Genomic DNA, 21,561 nt, shown 5'->3' on the forward strand with positions numbered 1-21,561 from the left:
CGACAAGTATCACAGTTTTGCTAAGGTATTTTTCTTAAAATATAAGAAAATCGCTATTTTTTACTTAAAAAATGAAGGTATGCCTTAATCATGAAATAACTAATTTCCTCGGGAAGAAGCTCTTTGATAGGCTTTAATCGTTCTCTGCCTGCCTCTTGAACCGCTTTTTCAAGCAGGGGGATATATTCATTTGGAATCAGTCTTAAAAAATCTAGATCCAAACCATGTTCAGCACATTGGAGTAAATGGTTTTCAATTGTACTAATAGCTAGATCGCGTCTTTTCGCTATTTCTTCGATAGTCAAATGCTCTTGAAAAAGATGATAAGTTTCCATATAAGAATCTTTTACGGATTTTTTCACAGACTTGTTCTCAGTCTGAACAGGTTCCTGCTCACTTTCATATTCTTGATTTTTTTGTAAAAACGATCGAATGGCTTGGATAAACTCTAAGCCATATTTTTGCATCTTATGTTCTCCGACACCACTTACATTTAAAAACTCTTCTTGTGTTTTTGGCTGTTTGACACACATTTCTTTAAGTGACGCATCAGAAAAAATCACAAACGGTGGCACTTTCTCTGTATCAGCAATGCGCTTTCGGACGGCTCTAAGTTCTTCAAACAAAGGGTCTTTTATTGATACTTGGTTAACCTGGGCCGTTTCTTTGCGAAACACCTGTTGATTCCCTAACAAAACTTCTTTACCTTTTGGAGGAACATACAAGGTAGGAAATGTTCCATGTTCAACCGCGATGAGTTCCTGCGAGATTAAAAAATCGATTAAATCACTGACATCTTTGGCGCTTTTATCCTTCATGATCCCGTAGGTCGATAACTTTTCAAAACCCAGCTCGACCACTTTTTTGTTTTTAGAGCCTGTTAATACTTGCGCCGTAAAACTTTTTCCATATCGTTGCCCCATCCGTATGATGCAAGATAAGACCATTTGGGCCTCTTTCGTTACATTGATGCTTGTCCGAGTGTCCGTACAATTTCCACATCTGCCGCAAGGTTCCGTTTCTGTCTCCCCGAAATAGTGCAAGATAAATTCATGAAGGCAGGATTCCGTATGACAGTAGTCAACCATACTTTGCAACTTTTTTAGTTCTTGATTAGCTCGACTTATATCACATGATTGTTCAATTAAAAAGCGTTGAATATGGACATCTTGCGGTGAATATAAAACAATACACTCACTTTTTAGCCCGTCACGACCGGCACGTCCGGCTTCCTGATAATAGCTCTCCATATTTTTCGGAAGCTGTAGGTGGATACAATACCTGATATTGGATTTATCGATCCCCATTCCGAAAGCAGATGTGGCGACCATCACCGATGCTTGATCTTTTAAAAATTTTTCTTGCTCCTGCGCCCGATCGGCATCCCCCATTCCCGCATGGTAACGAGCGACATTTATGTTTTCCTTTTTAAGTCGTTCATAGAGGATGTCAACATTTTTTCGAGTGGCTGCATAAATGATACCTGATTCCTTATTATTCTTTTTTAAATAATCTAGTAAATATCGAAACCGATCCTGCCCTTTAATTACAGAGAAAATGAGATTTTCACGTTCAAATCCAGTAATAACTGAATTTCTCATGTCAATATTTAGCAGGCTGCAAATATCTTCACGGACATTTGGTGTAGCCGTTGCTGTCAAGGCCATTACGATAGGTTTTTGGGGAAGACTTTGAATCATTTTCTGGATATGCCGATAGCTCGGTCGGAAATCGTGGCCCCATTGGGAAATACAGTGGGCTTCATCCACTGCCACCAGAGGAATGTCCATCCATTTTAAGTCTTCAATAAATTCATATGATTCCAAGCGCTCAGGTGCTATGTACAAAAGTTTGTATCTTCCCTGTTTTGCATCATGGATCCGTTCCATTGCTTCTTGATAACTGAGCGTACTGTTAATATATGTTGCTGGGATTCCCATTTGAATAAGGGAGTCTACCTGGTCTTTCATTAACGAGATAAGTGGAGAGATAACTATTGTAGTCCCTGGAAAAATAAGTGCGGGTATTTGATAGCAGATGGACTTACCTCCGCCAGTTGGCATCACACAAATCGTGTTTTTTCCTGATAAAACTGATTGGATCGCTTGTTGTTGACCTTTGCGGAAAGAATGATAGCCGAAATATGATTCTAGCAGGGGTAGTGCTTTTTCAAACAAGATGCAGTTCCTCCCTTAAACTGAGTTTTCTATTCTATTATACCGTTTATGCCGAACAGTTAAATAGAGAGGACCATGGTTTAAAACTCTAAATTAAAAAGAAATGAAGATTTTAATAGAAAATCAAATCCTCCACATTATATATTTTTTTCAAAATCGTAGTCAGTGAATCATATTAAGTGATATCTATAGAGGAGACTGTCGCCTTACCTCGACAGTCTCCTTTATTTATATAAGAATGTTTTCCAATATTTCTTCTTTATGTTCATCTTTTTTCGGAGGAGGTGTTAAAGTTTTTTGTGGCAGGTCACTATGCATTTTAACTTGATAGTCTCCCCATGGCGATTTAAAAATGAGTTGCTTTTCTTTAAAATAAGGGTTATCTTGAAGCTCACCAATTTCCAGAACAGGTGCTAGGCAACAATCCACCTTTTGGGCAAACTCTATCCATTCATAGAAGGTCTTACTTTTAAAAAGAGCTGTAACTTCTTGAAACACAGGATTAGTGTCTTCTGTTTTTGAAAAATGTTCCGTGATCCAGTCTTCCCGGCCATGTGCCTGGCAAAAGTTTTGCCAAAACTTTGGTTCCAGTGCCCCCAAACTCATATAGCGGCCATCGCTTGTTTCATAAAGAGCATATGAAATGATACTGCCATTAAGAATGGGAATACCTCTAGCTTGTTTTAGTTCTTTTTCCACCATTACATGATTACCAAGAAGTGAGACTAATTGATCGGTTATAGAAATAGAATGATAGCTTCCATTACCAGTCAAAGAACGAGAAACTAGTCCTGCAAGAATCCGTTCATTTGCGGCAAATCCTCCCAGATAGTCAGCCAATGTGATAGAAGGGTGAACAGGTCTTCCAGTTTTATCTTTAAACTGTGCCAGTATACCGCTTAATGCCATATAATTGATGTCATGATTACCAAGTCTACTTAATTTCCCCTCTTGCCCATATCCAGTAATAGAACAATAGACGATATCGGGTTTCACTTTTTTAGCATCCTCAAAACCTAACCCGTGCTTTTCCATTACTCCCGGACGAAAACTTTCAATGACAACATCCGCACTGGAGATTAATTTCAGCGCAGTTTCTACACCTTCTTTGTGTTTCAAATTTAGAGTCATGCTCTTTTTCTGGCGATTATTTGCTTGAAAAATGATACCGGTTCCATTTTTAGATATTCCAGTATGACGGGCCGGGTCTCCACCTGGGGGTTCAATCTTAATGATTTCAGCACCTAATTCCGCTAATCTAAGAGTAGCAAACGGGCCCGGCAAATAATTAGAAAAATCTACCACTCTAATTCCCTTTAACATTTCTTTTGAAACCCTTTCTTGAAAATTAGGTTACCTTTATTTCAATAACTCTTGGAGCTGTTTACGCAGTACAAATTTTTGAATTTTACCGCTGGCATTACGTGGCAATGCCTCACAGAAAATGTATTTGCGTGGGCGCTTATAATTCGCCAAGCTATTACTATTCTTGCAATACTCATCAAGCTGTTGCTCTGTTAGGTTCGGATCTTTTTTCACGACAAAAGCCGTTACGGTTTCCCCCCAGCGGTCATCCGGCTGGCCGACCACAGCTACATCGAGAACTCCTTCATGGGCATGCAAAACATCCTCCACCTCACGAGGATAAATATTTTCTCCTCCACTGATAATCATATCGTCAACACGATCATTGACATAAAGGTAACCCTCTTCATCCATATACCCAATATCTCCTGAATGGTACCAACCTTTATGCATCGCTTTTTCCGTTGCTTCTTCACGGTTGTAGTATCCAATCATCATACTTGGGCCTCTTACAATAATTTCTCCTGGTTCACCTACTGGCATAATATCCTCAGGATCAGATGGCCCATCCTCTTTTGTACGTACGACACGAATTTCGTGGTTCAATGCAGCTTGTCCCGCAGAACCTGCTTTCCGTAATTGATCATGTTCCGACAAAAAAGTAATGGCCGGTCCCATTTCTGTCATTCCATAAGCCTGCACTAATCGTATACCAAATTGATCGTGTAATTTGGTCACAAGAGAAGGAGCCATTGGAGCTGCCCCATATAAGCCTAATTTCAGGCTTTTTGTATTATATTGGCTTAAGTCTTCCTGCAAAAGCATGTTCCACATCGTCGGGGCGGCAAAGAATTTTGTAATTTTTTCTTTTTCAATTAATGATAGGATCACTTTCGGATTAAACTGATGCAAAATGACATTCTTTGCTCCGACATGGACTCTTGGCAGGAACGCACAATGTAGTTCCGCACAATGGAACATTGGTGCTGTCACTAGGCCAATATCTGCTGATTCCAGTTTTTGAGCTGCAATACATAGAATGCTTTGGTCGACCATGCTGCGGTGAATATGCATGACACCTTTTGGTCTTCCTGTCGTTCCGCTCGTATAGATAAAGGCATAAACATCATTTTCGTTTACTTCAATGTGGACATCTTCTGTTGGGGCTGAGGCAAGTTTTTCATGGAAGCTTACTGCATAGGGTGGTATTTCTTCATCGATAAACCAGAAAGAGGTTTGTTCAAATCGGTTGGCAATAGAAATAATGACTGGTTCGAGTGCTTTTTCAAAAATAACTACTTTCGGGGCAGCATCTGAAAGAATGTATGCCACTTCTTCTGACGTGAGACGGAAGTTAATCGGGTTAAAAATGGCGCCAATTTTTGCACAAGCAAAAAAGGCTGTACCTAATTCTTCCGTATTAAACATGAACGTAGAAACGCGGTCACCCTTTTTGATTCCTTCGTTTATTAGAGCATTGGCTAGGCGGTTCACTCGCTCGCTCCACTGTGCGTACGTATAGCGGACATTTTTTCGAACATCGTAGAGTGCCTCTTTGTTTGGGTACTTTTTTACTGTTAAATCAAAAATTTTACCGATTGTTATTTGGCTCATTATATCGCCTCCTTTTTTATTTAGAGAGCAATCGGCTGATAAATCCGATTGCCCCTTTTGCATTTGATCAAATTTTTGGCACATTGTTAACGAATAGGTATTCCCGTATTATTGAAAATGGTTAGTCCAATCTCTCAATGATCGTCGCATTTGCCATACCATGGCCTTCACACATTGTTTGCAGACCATAGCGCCCACCGGTACGTTCCAGTTGGTGCATCATAGTAACCATCAATCGCGCACCACTGCCTCCAAGCGGATGGCCCAGTGCAATTGCTCCGCCATTTGGATTGAGCTTAGCCGGGTCTGCCCTCACCTCCTTCAGCCATGCAAGTGGCACAGATGCGAAGGCTTCGTTCACTTCATATATATCAATATCATGAATGGACAAGCCGGCTTTCTCCAATGCTTTTTGTGTGGCTGGAATTGGTCCTGTTAGCATTAAGGTTGGATCAGAACCAACGACGACACGGGTATGGACACGAAAGCGTGGCTTCAAACCTAGTTCTACCGCTTTTTTACGAGACATGAGCAATACGGCGGCAGCACCGTCGCTAATTTGGCTGGAGTTACCGGCATGAATCACTCCTTGTTCTTTAAAAGCCGGCTTTAGGCTGGCTAGTTTTTCTAAAGATGTATCTTTTCTAGGACCGGAATCTTCTTTTACCACTACTGTCGTACCATCATCAAGTTTCACTTCAATCGGAATGATCTCCTTGTCAAATCGACCTTCTTCTTGGGCCTTAATGGCTTTTTTATGACTTTCTAGTGAAAATTGATCAAGCTGTTCACGTGAAAACCCATATTTTTCAGCAATCCTTTCAGCAGATATTCCCTGATGAATCATTTCATACTTTTTTCGTAAGTTGGGGCTGTAAGGGTCTTTAGCCCCTTGGAAATTAGAACCAATTGGAACACGTGACATGCTTTCCACACCACCAGCGATAACAATATCCATGTCACCTGCAAGGATTGCTTGGGCAGCAAAGTGAATGGCTTGCTGGCTTGATCCGCACTGGCGGTCTATTGTTGTTCCTGGCACTTCAATAGGGAAATCAGCAATTAATGCGGCTACTCTAGCAATATCTCCGGCCTGCTCGCCAACTTGAGACACACATCCTAATATCACGTCATCCACCATTGCAGGATCAATTCCTGCACGGTTAACGAGTTCTTTTAGTGTTAACGCCGCTAAGTCATCTGGACGAATATCTTTTAATACTCCATTTCTTCTTCCAATAGGGGTACGGACACCCTCAACTATTACAACTTCATGCATCACATTTTTCCTCACTTTCTATCATCCGCCGTACGATCATTTACATCGAATCTCCTCTGACTTCGTGTTTCCTTTCTCTCAGTTGGAAAGCACTAAGATCATAAAACTGCTCTATTATTTAGGTTGCATCCGAATGGCACCATCGAGGCGAATCGTTTCACCATTCAGCATTGGGTTTTCAATGATGCTTTGGACTAGTTGGGCATATTCACTTGGATACCCGAGCCGCGATGGAAAAGGAACCATTTTTCCTAATGATTCCTTTGCTTCTTGAGGAAGCGTATTAAACATTGGAGTATGGAAAAGTCCCGGGGCTATGGCCATGACACGGATTCCGTATCGGGCTAGCTCTCTAGCAATCGGTAGGGTCATTCCAACAATGCCAGCTTTAGATGCGCTGTAGGCAGCTTGGCCTATTTGTCCTTCAAATGCTGCAACAGATGCAGTATTAATGATAACGCCTCTTTCATCTTGGTCATTTGGTTCATTACTGATCATGTTTTCAGCTACTATGCGAAGAACATTAAAGGATCCTATTAAATTAACATTGATTACTCTGGAAAATAGTGATAGATCATGAACTCCTTTTCTCCCTATCACTTTTTCTGCAATGGCTATGCCGGCACAGTTTATTAAACTATTAATTCCTCCCATAAATTCTGACGCTTTCCGTACTGATTCCTGAATGTTTACTTCCTTCGTAACATCAGCTTTTAAAAATAAAACAGATTCACCCAATTCTTTTTGGAGACGTTGACCACTTTCCTCCGATAGGTCAAATATGACCGCTTTTCCTCCTTTTTGTACGATGTTTCGAACGGTTGCTTCCCCCAACCCCGATGCTCCACCGGTAACAATCGCACGGCATTCTTCCATTTTCATAAAAAATTCCTCCTGCAAAAAATATATTTTTTTTATAAAAGTTTATGTAAACAAGTTTTTGAGATAAGATGTTAACTTTGTCGACATTCGCCTCATATATTCTCACCTCTTAAATATTAGCATAAAATTCAGAAAATTTAAACTAAGGAAATAACCAGTCCTAATTTAAAATTCGGTAACACACAATTTTTTATAAAAAAAGAAGATGTCGCATCAAACTATCGACATCTCCTAAAAACATTTAATAGACGGTTTGCATTCCTTTCCCAGCTACTGTCATCCACTCGAACTGTCGGAGGCGCACTTCAAACAATGTCAGCGGATCACGGAACAATTCCGGATTGGCATTTAACTCTTTTAATTTTTCCTGATTCAATTCGATTTCTGATTGTGCCTCTTCTAGACAGCGATTCAATTGATTCAATGGATTCTTGAAAAATAAATGAATATCCCGCTCAAATGATTTTTCAAACAGCTCAAACGGCTGGAAAAATTGCCGGGAAACCGTTTTGGCTATTTCATAATAATCTTCATTTTCCACAAAGGATTTATACTTGTTAAATAACATCGACTTATTTTGCGAAAGTGCTCCAAATAGCTTACCAGCACTCTTAAGTAAAATTTGTGAAGGTGTGCGACGCAGTAATATATTCACAGTTTCCAATTGGAAGTGACTTGTCATTCGGTCAATATCACGGCGCCAGTCATCCAACACTTTAAAATCACAATCAAGCTTTACATATTCCTCTCCATACATTTGGTTGAATCCATCACCAAGCTCATATAAAAATTCTTGGCTCTGTCCAAGCTCTTCTTGGCATTGCTCAATCCATTCTTGCATAGAACGATAAAATTTTGGCATGACCTGCTCCTCCAGGTAATCCTGAATGCGATTATTCATTTCTTTGTTAAGGTCTAAGTGAATGGTGCTAAAATTACTGTCTTCCTTAATTAATTCCGCACACGCTCGTAGTATTTTAGGGACATTTTCTATCAATTCAACTTCAACGGATTCCTTTATCTCCGCAAACATTTTTGTAATCATGCGCGATTTATGGATCTCCGTATCTTTCAATTGATTAAGCCCACCATTCAATTTCATGTGCATTTCTTCGTTCCAACGGACCGTTTCTATTAATTGATTTTCTATATCAATCCGTTTCTGCAGGAGTCCTGCAATCGTAGTTCTGATATAATAAAGCAATTTGGCTAGGCGCTTATCTTCTATGTTTCTCGTATTCTTACATAATTTCAAAAACTCTTTAAGGTCACCAATCTGCTGATTTCGGTCATATTGCGAAGAAAATGGCATCACTTGAGCATCTGGCCAAGATGAATGGATTGCCTCTTTCGTCTCTTCAAAAATACGTAATGCATCTTGTTCATCCTCAAATACATCCATTTTACTAATAATAAAATGGATCGGTAAATCCGGCGCCTGCTCCTGTATTTGATTAATAATTGCGCGCTCCTTATTCGTTAGTGGTTCATTGGCATCTAGAACAAATAAAATGGAATCTGCCGCCTGTAAATATTTAAAAACCTCATAGTGATCATGTTGATTTCCATTTAGTCCAGGTGTGTCCATCAATGCAAATTTTTGTTCCTTTAAAAAGTTGTTAGGATAGTTAAATTCAATAATAGAATTCAGTGCATTGCGGAGGCGACCCATTCGTTCCCGGAAATCCGAGAATCCAGAAAGCTTCCTGCATTCCTCATCATTAATTTCAAAAATTTCTTCCACCTGCCCATGACTGAACATGACTACAGAAGAAGTTGGACTATCCTGCAGATCTTCCCCGAGAATGGTGTTGATAAAAGTAGATTTCCCACTACCACAAAGACCTGTAACAAGTAAATGTTGTGTATCAAAATCTACTATTTTCTCCACAATCCACCGAACCCGATTGTTGTTACCCATTTCATTGGATTCAGCCCAAGTCATAATGGCTTCAAATAGCTTCAGACACTCCTCCAATTCATCCATGTCAAACGAGGTCACGCTAATAAGTTGTTCAGCCTCCTCCACTATATTGACAGCCAAACTAGCAGGAAATAGTTCATTCCACGCTAAAACAGATGCAGCAGCCGGAACAATGTTTTTGTTATCAGCCAAACGCATCCAGTTTGTCAGCAATACAGGAACATAATCTTGAAGCTCCTTAATTAAATACCCTCCGGCAATCAAACTTATATATGTTTCCTTATGGAGTTTAGAAAGCTCTGACCAATTATCATCTCGATTCAAATCAAGGTTTAATAAGAGATGATTTACTTCATTCATCCATGTGAGATAGGTATTTTCATTACGCCAGCTATTCCAAAACGCGGAAACAAGTTGCTCAAACTTCTTCACATCGATGTGATACAGGTTCACTAATGCTTGCGTAAAATAGTTTGGTGCAAATGCTTTTGTTACACCCATTTCAATATAAGATAGCAATATATCAAACCATTCTAGTGATCCTGTTCGCTTTGCTTCATTGACTGCAAGTTCCACCGCATTAGACCAGTCTTCTTGCGTCTCGAAAAAGTCACGAGCAATACTCGTAACATTTGGATAATCAGGATTGGTTTGAACGGCTTTTTTAATTGTCGTTACAGCCTCATTGACTTTTCCACGATGAACGTAAAGTGAAAACAACTTTAATGCTACTTCTGCTCTAAGTGTAGGATCGTCTACTTCCAATGCTGTATATATATCTTCTGCTTGAGATAACATTCCCAATTCATAGTAAGCATCGGCTATATTTTTTCTCGCCCATGGTTCGAGTTCGTTTGTAATATTTTCCCATTTAAAAATAGCAGCTTCATAATCCTTATGGTGAAAATACACTTCCCCCTGCGCAAACCGGATATCGGCTAAATCAGGCAAATCTTTTTGAGCCTCTTCCTGAAAAGCCTCTCCAAGGGCGAGGATGGGATGGATATTTTCATGTTCATTGATGAACATTTGATAATAAGTCTTATCTTTTAACTGATGTTCTATCGCCATTTCTTTCCCTCCAATTGCAAACACTCAATTTCATTAATATGTAAAAAAGAGACATTACTATTCCTTATACTATTCGACGCGAATGATGATTATAAGTCCCAATTATACGATTCTAACAAATCTATTTATTAAAATTGTAACATATGTATTTCAGTTTAGAATCAGAAAAGCGAAAGCCCCCTGTTCAGCGGCGTATGGCTTGGAGGTCTCCAACTGAGATATAGGAAACACGAAGAGCATATGCGATTCGATGTTGACTTATCGTAGGGCGGAGAGCGAAAGACACTAGACGCTAGGGGGCTGGAGCTAGACAGCTCTCGAAGTCTACAATAGATTTTCTTATCTTATACGAAAAGCGGAAGCCCCCTGCTTAGCGGCGTATGACTTGGAGGTCTCCAACTTAGATAAAGGAAACACGAAGAGCCGAAAGGCAGTTCGATGTTGACTTATCGTAGGGCAGAGACCGAAGGGCATTAGACGCTAGGGGGCTGGAGCTTGACAATTCTCGAAGTCTACAATAGATTTTCTTATCTTATACGAAAAGCGAAAGCTATTGAAGGTTGACTTATCATAAGCAGCTAAACATTTCTTAAAGTCTAACATATACAAAAAAGGAGGCTTTCCTGCCTCCTTTATTACAATACTTTACTTAAAAATGCCTTTGTTCGCTCTTCCTGTGGATTTTCAAAAATTTCCTTTGGATTACCTTCTTCTACAATCACACCTCCATCCATAAATAGGACACGATCCCCTACTTCTTTGGCAAACCCCATTTCATGGGTGACAACTACCATGGTCATTCCTTCTTTGGCCAACTGCTTCATAACTTCAAGAACTTCACCGACCATTTCTGGGTCAAGTGCTGAAGTAGGCTCATCAAAGAGCATAATTTTCGGTTCCATCGCAAGGGCTCTGGCAATGGCCACCCGCTGCTTTTGTCCGCCCGATAAAGAATCTGGATAGGCTTCCGCTTTATCCGCCAAACCCACTTTCCTCAAAAGCTCTAATCCTTTTTCTCTTGCTTTTTCTGGCGATACTTTCCGAACTTTCACAGGTGCCAGCATGATATTTTCAATTACCTTTTTATGCGGAAACAAGTTAAATTGCTGAAACACCATCCCTACTTCAGTCCTGATCTTATTAATATCCGTGTTTTTATCCGTAATGTCCTTCCCCTCAATCCAGACATGACCACCATTAATCGTTTCCAGCAAATTTAGGCAGCGCAGGAAGGTAGACTTACCGGAACCGGACGGCCCAATCACCACCACTACTTCTTGAGGCTTAATAGTCACACTAATATCCTTCAGAACTTCATTATTGCCAAATGTCTTTTTTAAATTTTTCACTTCAATCATTGTACAGCCAACCTTCTTTCAAGTCGGGATAGCAATAGACTTAACGAAAACGTTAATACAAGGTAAATCAATGCGGCTGTCAGATATGGCTCCCATACACGGTAATACTGCCCCTGCATAGCCTGTCCCCAATACATGAGTTCTTTAGCGGCAATAATTGCCGCTAAGGACGAATCCTTAATTAGGACAATAAATTCATTTCCAAGTGGAGGTATCATACGTTTAAATGCCTGAGGCAATATGACATAACGCATAGCCTGTACATGATTCATCCCAAGTGAACGAGCTGCTTCCATTTGCCCTTTATCAATCGACTGGATTCCAGCGCGAAAGATCTCGGCTACATAAGCGGCTGAGTTTAGTGAAAGAGCAATAATCGCTGCTAGAATGCCATTGGTTTCTCCCCAAATTAGGGGCACCAGACCAAAGTGTACTAATAAAATCTGCACTAATAGTGGCGTCCCGCGAAAAAAAGTAATATAAATATTAAATGGCAGCGAAATCAGCTTATTCTGTGCCATTTTTCCCAGTCCGATGAATAAACCAAGGATCGTTCCTAGTAAAATACTACAAACAGAAAGTCCAATCGTTAAAAGCGTCCCTTTTACAAAAAAAGGAGCATATTCAGCAAGTAAATCCCAACGAATATCCATATTTATAAAATCCCCCTATAAAAACCTACAGACCGTCATGATGTATTTAAGAGAAAAATTGCGTAACTGCCAGATTGTACGAGTTACGCAATTTTTGTGACCAATTATTATTGCTTCGCTTTGAGTTCCGATAAATCCGGATCTACTTTAAACCACTTTTTGTAGATTTTCGTGTATTCACCATTTTCCATCATTTCTTTAATCGCTTTATCAAATTCGGCCTTTAGCTTACTTTCCTTAGGGAACAATACGCCGTAGAACTCTTTATCAAAAGCTCCTTCATCTTCAATGACAATAAAATTCTCATTTGGATTATTTTTTACATATTCTTCAATGACGGTATTATCCGCTACTACCGCATCTGCACCGCCGTTCTTTAGTTCCATGATTGCCAGATTATTATCTTTAAATTTTTTCACATTTTTATTTTCTTTACCTAATAGAGTTTCAACTGCTTCTTGTCCAGTAGTTCCGTTTTGAACAGCGACTACTTTATCTTTCAAATCTGCAGCACTCTTAATATCGCTATCTTTTGGAATTAGAATTTTATTCGTTGACAAAAAGTAAGGTACAGAGAAATCATAGGTTTGTTTTCTATCATCATTAATCGTAATAGCAGAAACTGCTAGATCTGCCGTTTTCCCTTTAATTTCTACGAATAATGGGTCCCAGCCAACATGCTCTACTTTTACCTCATACCCTGCCTGCTTGGCAACTGCTTTTATGAAATCAACATCAAATCCGACTACTTCTCCCTTATCTTGATATTCGAATGGGGCATAAGCCGCATCTGTAACAACCCTTAACGTCTTCTTCTTCTCTCCTCCGCCGCTAGTTTCACTTGCTCCACAGGCAGAAAGCACTAAAAGAAACGCTGAAACTATCAATGTTGCCATCCATTTAAATTTTTTCATATGTTTGACCTCCTCTTTTTACGACTCTTTATAATTTTTTTAATGTTTAGAATATACACTATTACCTACTATTTTTAAAGTAGTTTTTTACAAAAATAGATAATATTCTAAAATTACATTTTTATACTATTAAGTTTGTAAATATACATTTAATAGTTATTTATTATTTTAATACGGTAAAATAGTTTTGTGAATATATCTTTTAATGGTAAAAAATAACTATCACTTGCACATTAGGCCCTCTCCTTGATTTAAGGTAATTTTTCTTCAAAAAAATTATCTAGGTATTCGCCGTTACTTCTCCATGATTGCCTACATAATGTATAGGGCATTCATAAACAAAAGGAGAGTTGCCTAATGAATCCATATGGATACTACCAGTTTCCACATTTCCCTTATGATTACAGTTCTTATGCCACGCCAGAACAAATGAATCATTATGTACCGACAGAATCCTATGATCCAGATCGCCAACCTCAGTTGGAGCGCAGAGTTAGCCAGTTAGAAAGAGAAAATAATCGCCAACAGAGGGAAATCGAACAATTAGAAAGGAGAGTTACCCGGTTGGAGCGCCGTTTACAACGGGTAAACCAACGTCTGCGGGCAGTAGAAAGACGATTTAACTTCCCATTCACACCGTTTGATGGGGAGTATTAAAAAACCAGGGAAGTCCTTCCCTGGTTTTTTTACATAATGAAATCAATGTAAGAATTTCTAACATAAACGGTGCTAGCTGGATTGAAATTGTATAAAATGTAAGAAACAAATAAGTGTGGTGAGTGACAAAAATGGGAAGTGATTCGTCTTATAAATATAAAAAAGTGATTACCATTGGGATTGTCAAAGAGCTGACAGGACTTTCCGAACGGCAAATTCGCTATTATGAAGAACGCAAGCTTATTTTTCCTGAGCGTACTCCGGGAGGAAACCGAAAATACTCTTTTGAAGATGTTGAATTACTAGTAGAAATCGCCAACAAAATTGAAGATGGTGTGCAAACACATGAAATTAGAAAAGAAATGCTTCGTGATCAAAAGAAACAGAATCCAGATGAAATGAAAAGAAAAATGATACAAGGACAATTGAATGCCCATTTTGGTATACGAAAAGGCCCTTATTCTTAATATGTGGCTTTTTTTTGTGCCCTTTTCCTCCGCTCACTCCACCAGATCAATAAAAAACAAGTTTTAAAAAATCTTTGTTATATTTTCTTACATAATTGTAGAAAAAAATCTCACATATGAGTAATAATTCAAATATATCCAAATTGTTAGAAAAATGAATGTGAAATAAAGGAGGAGAAAAAATGGATACGACATTTTTAATGAACAGCATTTGGGTGATGATTGGTGCCGTTCTTGTCATCCTAATGATTGGGGGGTTTATCCTACTTGAGACAGGATCTACCCGTATGAAAAATGCTGGACATATCGCCGGAAAAACAATCTTAACATTTGGTATAGGTTCCATCATGTTTTGGGCGGTCGGTTATGGATTCATTTTTGGAGAAGGTAATTCTTTAATCGGTCTTTCTGATTTCTTTTATTCTGGGTATGAAGTGGAAGGCTTAGGACTATCAGGACCAGTATTCTTTTTATTTCAGTCAGCGTTTGCTGGCATTTCCTTAACTATTGCGTTTGGTGGATTTGCTGAAAGAGCTAAACTTAGTGCCTACCTAATCTTTGCTGTCCTATTTTCCATTATCGTTTATCCTCCGATTGCACATTGGATTTGGGGAGGCGGTTGGTTAGCCGAGCATGGGAAGCAAGACTTCGCCGGTTCAACTGTCGTTCACTTGACAGGAGCAATGGCGGCTTTTGCAGCGACAATTATCCTAAAACCACGTATCGGAAAATACAATAAAGATGGTTCAGCCAATAATCTTGCAGGACATAATCAAGTATTTACTGCTCTTAGCGTCTTGATACTATGGGTTGGATGGTTTGGATTTAATGCGGGAAGTACCCTTTCTGTTGACAACGCCTTCTTCGGATTTGTCGCTGTCAATACCAACTTGGCGGCTGGTGCTGGAGTAATTGCTGCGATGACCATCTCCTGGATTGTTCTAGGAAAAGCAGATGTACCAATGATGCTAAATGGAGCATTAGCAGGTTTGGTTGCCATTACAGCTTCCTGTGCATTTGTTGATACATGGGCGGCTGTCTTGATCGGTTTCATCGCTGGAATCCTTGTATTCTTTAGCATTCGGTTCTTTGAGAAGAAAAGAATTGATGACCCTATTGCCGCCCTTTCTGTACATGGAACGGCTGGTATATGGGGAACATTATCAACTGGATTCTTTGCCACTCCAGAACTGGCAACAGTCGGCCAAGCGGGACTGTTTTATGGAGGAGGGTTCCACCAACTTGGTGTTCAAGCTTTAGGAGTGATTGTTTGCGGGGCATTTGCTTTTATTGTTTCGTTTATTCTTTTATCCATCATGAAGGCATTAATGAACGGATTACGTGTAACCAAAAAAGAAGAAATCATTGGTCTTGATATTAGTGAACATGGAAGTTACGGCTATCCTGAAATTGTTAAGCCTAAACCAATTATTGAAAAGAAACAAAAAACAGCCATCCAAGTCGAACCAAAACTTAATGCGTAATCATACAATCTTTTCAGGCGGCCTCCATTCTCAAAAGGCATCATTATTGGAGGCGCCATTCTTTCTACATAAGCAATAAATTACGATCTGTTCCAATTGCTTCTTTTATTTCCATTAATAACCATTCCTAGATTATAGATTCCTCGTATCACTTCTATTAAAACGCTTTCAAATATTCCCTTTTAAAAAATTTTCAAAAAAATATACTTCTTCCATTCCTTGCTGTAACAATATTGTAAACGCTCCCAATTTTTTTAACTAGTTTGAATTATCAGATTTTTATATTGACCCTGTCTCTAAATGGGTGTAAGATTATCGAAAATAAGAAATTCACTTCAAAAACGCCTTTGTATATCACCATTTTGATGGGATCGGGCAAGGCTTTTCTTTTCATAGTTAAGTTTATTCATTTAAAGCGTTTTATCAAAAAAGGAGTGGTTATGTTGGGATGTCAATGGATTTTCCTTGGCGGAGAGTTCGTCAAGAAAGAAGATGCTGTTGTTTCAGTTTATGATCATGGATTTTTATACGGAGATGGGGTATTTGAGGGCATACGAGTTTATAACGGCAACGTATTCAGACTTGACGCTCACCTGAAACGGCTGTATGAATCAGCTCAATCTATTATGCTGAAGATTCCATATACACAGGAAGAAATGACGCAATTAATTGTTGAAACGGTTAGAAAAAATCAGCTCGAAAGTGCCTATATTCGAGTCGTTGTTTCCCGCGGTAAAGGAAATCTCGGACTGGACCCTGCCTCCTGCTCCAATCCTAACGTAATCATTATCGCAGAGGAATTAACCATGTATCCGAAGGAACTTTATGAAAATGGGATCAAGATTGCTTCCGTGGCTAGCAGAAGAAACCGCCCGGATGTATTGAGCCCACAAATTAAATCTCTTAATTACTTAAACAATATTCTTGTTAAACTGGAAGCCAATCAAGCCGGGGTACAGGAAGCCTTAATGCTAAATGACCAGGGCTATGTAACAGAGGGGTCAGCAGACAATATCTTTATTGTAAAAAATGGAGTGATTAAAACACCGCCTATTTACTTGGGGGCATTAGAAGGAATTACCCGCAACGCCATTATCGAAGTGGCTCGGGCGAAGGGGTATGAAGTACAGGAAACTCCATTTGGAAGACACGATGTCTACGTGGCTGATGAAGTATTTTTAACAGGAACGGCTGTTGAAGTCATTGCGGTCATTGATGTAGATGGACGGCAAATCGGCAATGGCAAACCAGGAAAAATTACAAATGAGCTTTTAAAAGAATTTAGAAAGTTAGTCACAACAGATGGCGAAGCTTGTTACCCAGAAAAAGTAAACCATGCAATCGTTAGTTAGGAGATAGAAACATGCGAAGCGATATGATTAAAAAGGGGATTGATCGGGCCCCCCACCGCAGTTTGTTATACGCAACCGGGGTGAAAACAAGTGATTTGGATAAACCGTTTATCGGAGTTTGTAATTCATACATTGATATTATCCCCGGTCATAAACACCTTAATCAATTTGGTGAGATTGTCAAAGAAGCAATTCGTGAAGCTGGTGGGGTCCCATTTGAATTTAATACGATTGGTGTAGATGACGGAATTGCCATGGGACACATCGGCATGCGTTACTCCCTTCCTAGCCGGGAACTTATTGCTGACAGTGCTGAAACGGTCATCAATGCTCACTGGTTTGATGGTGTTTTTTACATTCCAAACTGCGACAAAATCACACCAGGAATGCTAATGGCAGCAGCTAGAACTAATGTACCTTCTGTATTTGTATCAGGTGGACCAATGGAAGCCGGTGTATCATCTACAGGAAAACCACTTTCCCTTACATCTGTTTTTGAAGGGGTCGGTGCTTATCATAAAGGTACAATCAGTCAGCAGCAGCTGCTTGAAATTGAAAGTACTGCATGCCCTACATGTGGATCCTGTTCAGGTATGTTTACAGCTAACTCAATGAACTGTCTACTGGAAGTACTAGGAATGACGGTTCCAGGCAATGGAACCATTGTTGCCACTTCCGAAGAGAGGTATGAACTCATCCGTCAGGCAGCTAGACATTTAATAGAATTAATTAAAAACGATGTTCGACCAAGAGATATTTTGACAAGAGAAGCATTCGACAATGCCTTTGCCTTAGATATGGCAATGGGTGGGTCTACCAATACCGTTCTTCATACATTAGCTATCGCTCATGAAGCAGGAATTGAATATGATTTGCGAGATATCAATAAAATCGCTGAAAAGGTTCCATACTTGGCCAAAATCATGCCAGCATCCGATTTTTCTATGCAGGATGTCCATCGTGCTGGCGGTGTAAGTGCGATTCTCAACGAACTTTGCAAAGTGGAAGGCGCACTTCATAAAGATTGTATAACCATTACTGGAAAAACGTTAGCTGAAAATGTAAAAGATGCAACCATTCTTGATGAAACCGTGATACGACCAAAAGATCGTCCTTATAGTCCCGTTGGCGGCCTTTCCATTCTTTATGGAAATATTGCACCTGACGGTAGTGTCATCAAAGTAGGTGCAGTCGATCCATCGATTAAAACTTTCTTGGGTGAAGCGATTGTATTCAACTCCCAAGATGAGGCACTAGAAAGCATAAATAACGGAACCGTACAAGCAGGACATGTGGTTGTCATCCGCTACGAAGGACCTAAAGGCGGACCGGGAATGCCAGAAATGCTTGCACCAACTTCGGCCATCGCCGGACGCGGTCTGGATAAAGAAGTTGCCCTAATCACGGACGGTCGCTTCTCAGGAGCAAGCAGAGGTATATCCATCGGCCACATTTCACCAGAAGCCGCTCAAGGCGGGCCAATTGCTTTCGTACAAAATGGCGACAAAATTTTAATCGATTTAGAGGCTCGTTCCATTGAACTGCTTGTTGATGACGAGGAACTTGCCGAAAGGCGCCGTAACTGGGTAAAACCGGAGCCGAAAATTAAAAACGGCTACCTAGCAAAATATGCAAAATTGGTCACTTCCGCAAATACTGGCGGGGTTATGAAGATTTAATAAATTTCATATAGGGAACCATTTGTACCCCTCCCCTTCTATATAGTGAAGCAAGGTACATCAATAGAGTTCAATTGATAAAAAAATAATCATAAATCGATGACGGGAATAAAGGAATAGGAGCTTGTATTTACAGAGAGCTGGGGTTGCTGGAAGCCCAGTAATACAACCTATTTTGACATCATCCCTGAGTGTTAATCTGAACGGTTTTTTACCTATTAGGTTTAACCGGGTGTTTACATACGAACACCTGTTACAAAAAGAAGCGATATTTTGTTTTCGCTTCATGAGGCAGCATTCGTGAGGGTGCTGTGAACCGGGTGGTACCGAGAAAATGAAAGGCCTTTTCTCCCCGATTATTCTGCTTTTAAAGGATTAAATGCAGTTTATTGGGAAGAAGTGGCCTTTTTTAAATGTGGCTTTATACATTAAGTTTTTTAAATATTCAAATATCACAAGGAGGGAATTACAACGTGAAAGTAGAAGCAAAGCTGGAGTTCCAAACCAGTACCGCACCAAAAACTGGTGCAGACCTTCTGATTGAACTATTGCTCGAAGAAGGCGTTGATACAATATTTGGTTATCCGGGAGGAGCTGTTCTTCCAATTTATGATGCGATCTATCGCGCCAAAAATTCTATCAAGCATGTACTCTTCCGTCACGAACAAGGAATGATTCATGCTGCAGAAGGATACGCTCGAATTACCGGTAAACCTGGTGTTGTTATTGGAACTTCAGGCCCTGGAGCAACAAACTTGGTTACCGGAATTACGGATGCCATGATGGATTCCCTACCACTCGTGGTATTCACTGGCCAAGTTGCACGGACAGTAATCGGAACCGATGCCTTCCAGGAAGCAGATATCATGGCAATTACTACTCCGATCACAAAACATAATTACCAAGTACAATCTGTTGCCGACTTACCAAGAATCGTCAAAGAAGCTTTTCATATTGCTTCTACCGGACGGCCAGGTCCTGTCGTTGTCGATGTGCCAAAAGATATATCATCTGAAATCCTAACAGAAGTCGTAAAAGATGTTAACATCCATTTACCTGGCTATCAGCCAACTTATAAACCAAATCCGATGCAGATTAAAAAGCTGTCGGAATCTATTTCGAAAGCGAAAAAGCCAGTTATTCTAGCTGGTGCCGGCGTCTTACACAGCCACGCCTCTAAAGAACTTACAGCTTTTGCTGAAAAGCATCAAATACCAGTTGTAACGACATTACTCGGACTAGGAGCCTTCCCGGCAGACAGCCCACTTTCTTTAGGAATGGGCGGCATGCATGGAACTTATGCAGCAAACATGGCCCTATATGAATGTGATTTATTAATCAATTTCGGAGCCCGTTTCGATGACCGATTAACCGGAAACTTGAAACACTTTGCCCCATTCGCAAAAGTAGCACACATTGATATCGATCCGGCTGAAATTGGAAAAAATGTACCAACACAAATTCCAATTGTCGCTGATGCGAAGGTAGCCTTAATGGAGCTTTTAAAAGAAGCAGAGAAGTCTCCAGATTGTGAAAAATGGCGGGAAAAATTAAATCAGTACAAAAAAGATTACCCCCTTTGGTATGAGCTTGACCCAAGTGGCATAAGCCCACAATGGCTCATTCAAGCTATTCATAAAGTGACCAAAGGTGAAGCCATTGTTGCTACCGACGTTGGTCAGCATCAAATGTGGGCCGCTCAATATTACACTTTCAATAAGCCGCATCGCTGGATTACATCAGGTGGGCTTGGAACGATGGGATTCGGCTTCCCTGCAGCCATTGGAGCGCAAATGGCCTCACCGGAAAGCACAGTCGTAGCAATTGTCGGAGACGCTGGATTCCAAATGACACTCCAAGAACTGTCAGTCATTTATGAAAGAAATCTGCCAGTCAAAATTATTATCGTCAATAATAGTGCACTTGGAATGGTTCGTCAGTGGCAAGAGCTTTTATATGATAATCGTATTTCCGAGTCCCTACTCCATACGCAGCCTGATTTCGTGAAACTGGCTGAAAGCTATGGAATCCGAGGGGCAAAAATTGATAATCAAGAAGAGTTGATTACTTCCCTTCCTGAGCTGATGGCACATGATGGTCCGGTTCTTATCGACTGTCGAGTCCTTCAACAGGAAAAAGTTTTTCCAATGATTGCGCCGGGAAAAGGGCTTCATGAAATGATTGGGGTGAAACCACAATGAAACGCATCATCTCATTAACCGTTCAAGATCGTAGTGGTGTCCTTAACCGGGTTACCGGTCTTTTGCAAAGAAGGCAATTTAATATCACCAGCATCTCAGTTGGAGCAGCGGAAACTGAAGGGGTATCCAAAATGACACTTGTTGTAGATGTCGAGGATGATCAGCGGCTTGAACAGGTTACAAAACAATTAAACAAGCAAATTGATGTATTAAAAGTTTCCGATATTACCGATAAAGCCATTGTCGCAAGAGAGCTTGCCCTAATCAAGGTGGCAAGTAGCCCTCAGCTTCGCAGCGAAATTAACGGTATTATTGATCCATTCCGTGCTCTGATTATCGATGTAAGCAAGGATAGCTTGGCGATTCAAATTACTGGTCGACCAGATAAAATCGACGCATTGATAGATTTACTTCGTCCATATGGCATTAAAGAAATTGCTAGAACCGGGTTGACTGCTTTCCTTCGCGGGCATCAACCACAAACAACAGAATTATCAGCTAGTTATCTATTAAAATAAATCACTAATTTATTGAAAGGATGATC

The 21,561-nt window shown here is 40.0% G+C and carries 16 protein-coding genes; 7 read left to right on the forward strand and 9 right to left on the reverse strand.

The features are described 5' to 3' along the window. Positions 1–53: 53 nt before the first annotated feature. From recQ to GZA11_RS09620, 9 genes are all read right to left on the reverse strand, one after another. Positions 54–2,177 carry a DNA helicase RecQ gene (gene recQ / locus GZA11_RS09580; protein WP_163183591.1) on the reverse strand — a complete coding sequence of 708 codons (2,124 nt, stop codon included), beginning with the start codon at positions 2,175–2,177 and terminating at the stop codon, positions 54–56. Positions 2,178–2,405: 228 nt separating this feature from the next. After that, positions 2,406–3,500 carry a CaiB/BaiF CoA transferase family protein gene (locus tag GZA11_RS09585; protein WP_163183592.1) on the reverse strand — a complete coding sequence of 365 codons (1,095 nt, stop codon included), beginning with the start codon at positions 3,498–3,500 and terminating at the stop codon, positions 2,406–2,408. 36 nt (positions 3,501–3,536) lie between these two features. Further along, entirely contained in the window at positions 3,537–5,096 is a 1,560-nt protein-coding gene (locus GZA11_RS09590) for a fatty acid--CoA ligase (protein WP_038539523.1), read from the reverse strand. 121 nt (positions 5,097–5,217) lie between these two features. Then, positions 5,218–6,375 carry a thiolase family protein gene (locus GZA11_RS09595; RefSeq protein WP_038539520.1) on the reverse strand — a complete coding sequence of 386 codons (1,158 nt, stop codon included), beginning with the start codon at positions 6,373–6,375 and terminating at the stop codon, positions 5,218–5,220. 114 nt (positions 6,376–6,489) lie between these two features. Further along, positions 6,490–7,257: a 3-hydroxyacyl-CoA dehydrogenase gene (locus GZA11_RS09600; RefSeq protein WP_163183593.1), complete on the reverse strand. Its 768-nt coding sequence runs from the start codon at positions 7,255–7,257 to the stop codon at positions 6,490–6,492. Positions 7,258–7,498: 241 nt separating this feature from the next. Continuing rightward, the gene (locus GZA11_RS09605) at positions 7,499–10,252 is read right to left on the reverse strand and encodes a dynamin family protein (RefSeq protein WP_163183594.1); all 2,754 of its coding nucleotides are present in this window, start codon (positions 10,250–10,252) and stop codon (positions 7,499–7,501) included. A gap of 635 nt (positions 10,253–10,887) precedes the next feature. Continuing rightward, a complete protein-coding gene (locus tag GZA11_RS09610) occupies positions 10,888–11,610 on the reverse strand; it encodes an amino acid ABC transporter ATP-binding protein (RefSeq protein ID WP_163183595.1) in 723 nt (240 codons plus the stop codon). Next, positions 11,607–12,263, reverse strand: a complete 657-nt coding sequence (locus GZA11_RS09615; protein WP_038539508.1) for an amino acid ABC transporter permease — start codon at positions 12,261–12,263, stop codon at positions 11,607–11,609. The genes GZA11_RS09610 and GZA11_RS09615 overlap by 4 nt, the downstream gene beginning before the upstream one ends. A 107-nt stretch (positions 12,264–12,370) precedes the next feature. Then, on the reverse strand, positions 12,371–13,177 hold the full coding sequence (locus GZA11_RS09620) for a basic amino acid ABC transporter substrate-binding protein (protein WP_163183596.1): 807 nt from the start codon (positions 13,175–13,177) through the stop codon (positions 12,371–12,373). Between the two features lie 357 nt (positions 13,178–13,534). On the opposite strand from GZA11_RS09620, the gene GZA11_RS09625 reads away from it, so the two are divergent. The 7 genes from GZA11_RS09625 to ilvN all read left to right on the forward strand — a co-directional run bounded on the left by GZA11_RS09625 (position 13,535) and on the right by ilvN (position 21,535). Then, positions 13,535–13,834, forward strand: a complete 300-nt coding sequence (locus GZA11_RS09625) for a hypothetical protein (protein ID WP_163183597.1) — start codon at positions 13,535–13,537, stop codon at positions 13,832–13,834. Positions 13,835–13,965: 131 nt separating this feature from the next. After that, a complete protein-coding gene (locus GZA11_RS09630; protein ID WP_163183598.1) occupies positions 13,966–14,301 on the forward strand; it encodes a MerR family transcriptional regulator in 336 nt (111 codons plus the stop codon). Between the two features lie 182 nt (positions 14,302–14,483). Continuing rightward, positions 14,484–15,785 carry an ammonium transporter gene (locus tag GZA11_RS09635; RefSeq protein ID WP_051968274.1) on the forward strand — a complete coding sequence of 434 codons (1,302 nt, stop codon included), beginning with the start codon at positions 14,484–14,486 and terminating at the stop codon, positions 15,783–15,785. A 443-nt stretch (positions 15,786–16,228) separates the two neighbouring features. Continuing rightward, positions 16,229–17,137, forward strand: coding sequence for a branched-chain-amino-acid transaminase (gene ilvE / locus GZA11_RS09640; protein ID WP_163183599.1), 909 nt, complete (start codon positions 16,229–16,231; stop codon positions 17,135–17,137). An 11-nt stretch (positions 17,138–17,148) separates the two neighbouring features. Continuing rightward, positions 17,149–18,816, forward strand: coding sequence for a dihydroxy-acid dehydratase (ilvD, locus tag GZA11_RS09645; protein WP_163183600.1), 1,668 nt, complete (start codon positions 17,149–17,151; stop codon positions 18,814–18,816). 473 nt (positions 18,817–19,289) lie between these two features. Continuing rightward, the gene (ilvB, locus tag GZA11_RS09650) at positions 19,290–21,017 is read left to right on the forward strand and encodes an acetolactate synthase large subunit (protein WP_235924951.1); all 1,728 of its coding nucleotides are present in this window, start codon (positions 19,290–19,292) and stop codon (positions 21,015–21,017) included. Further along, positions 21,014–21,535 (forward strand): acetolactate synthase small subunit, encoded by a 522-nt coding sequence (ilvN, locus tag GZA11_RS09655; protein WP_038539490.1) that lies wholly within the window; start codon positions 21,014–21,016, stop codon positions 21,533–21,535. Before ilvB ends, ilvN begins: the two co-directional genes overlap by 4 nt. The last annotated feature ends 26 nt before the right edge of the window (positions 21,536–21,561 follow it).

The organism is Neobacillus sedimentimangrovi (assembly GCF_010614825.1).
Lineage (GTDB): Bacteria > Bacillota > Bacilli > Bacillales > Cytobacillaceae > Neobacillus > Neobacillus thermocopriae.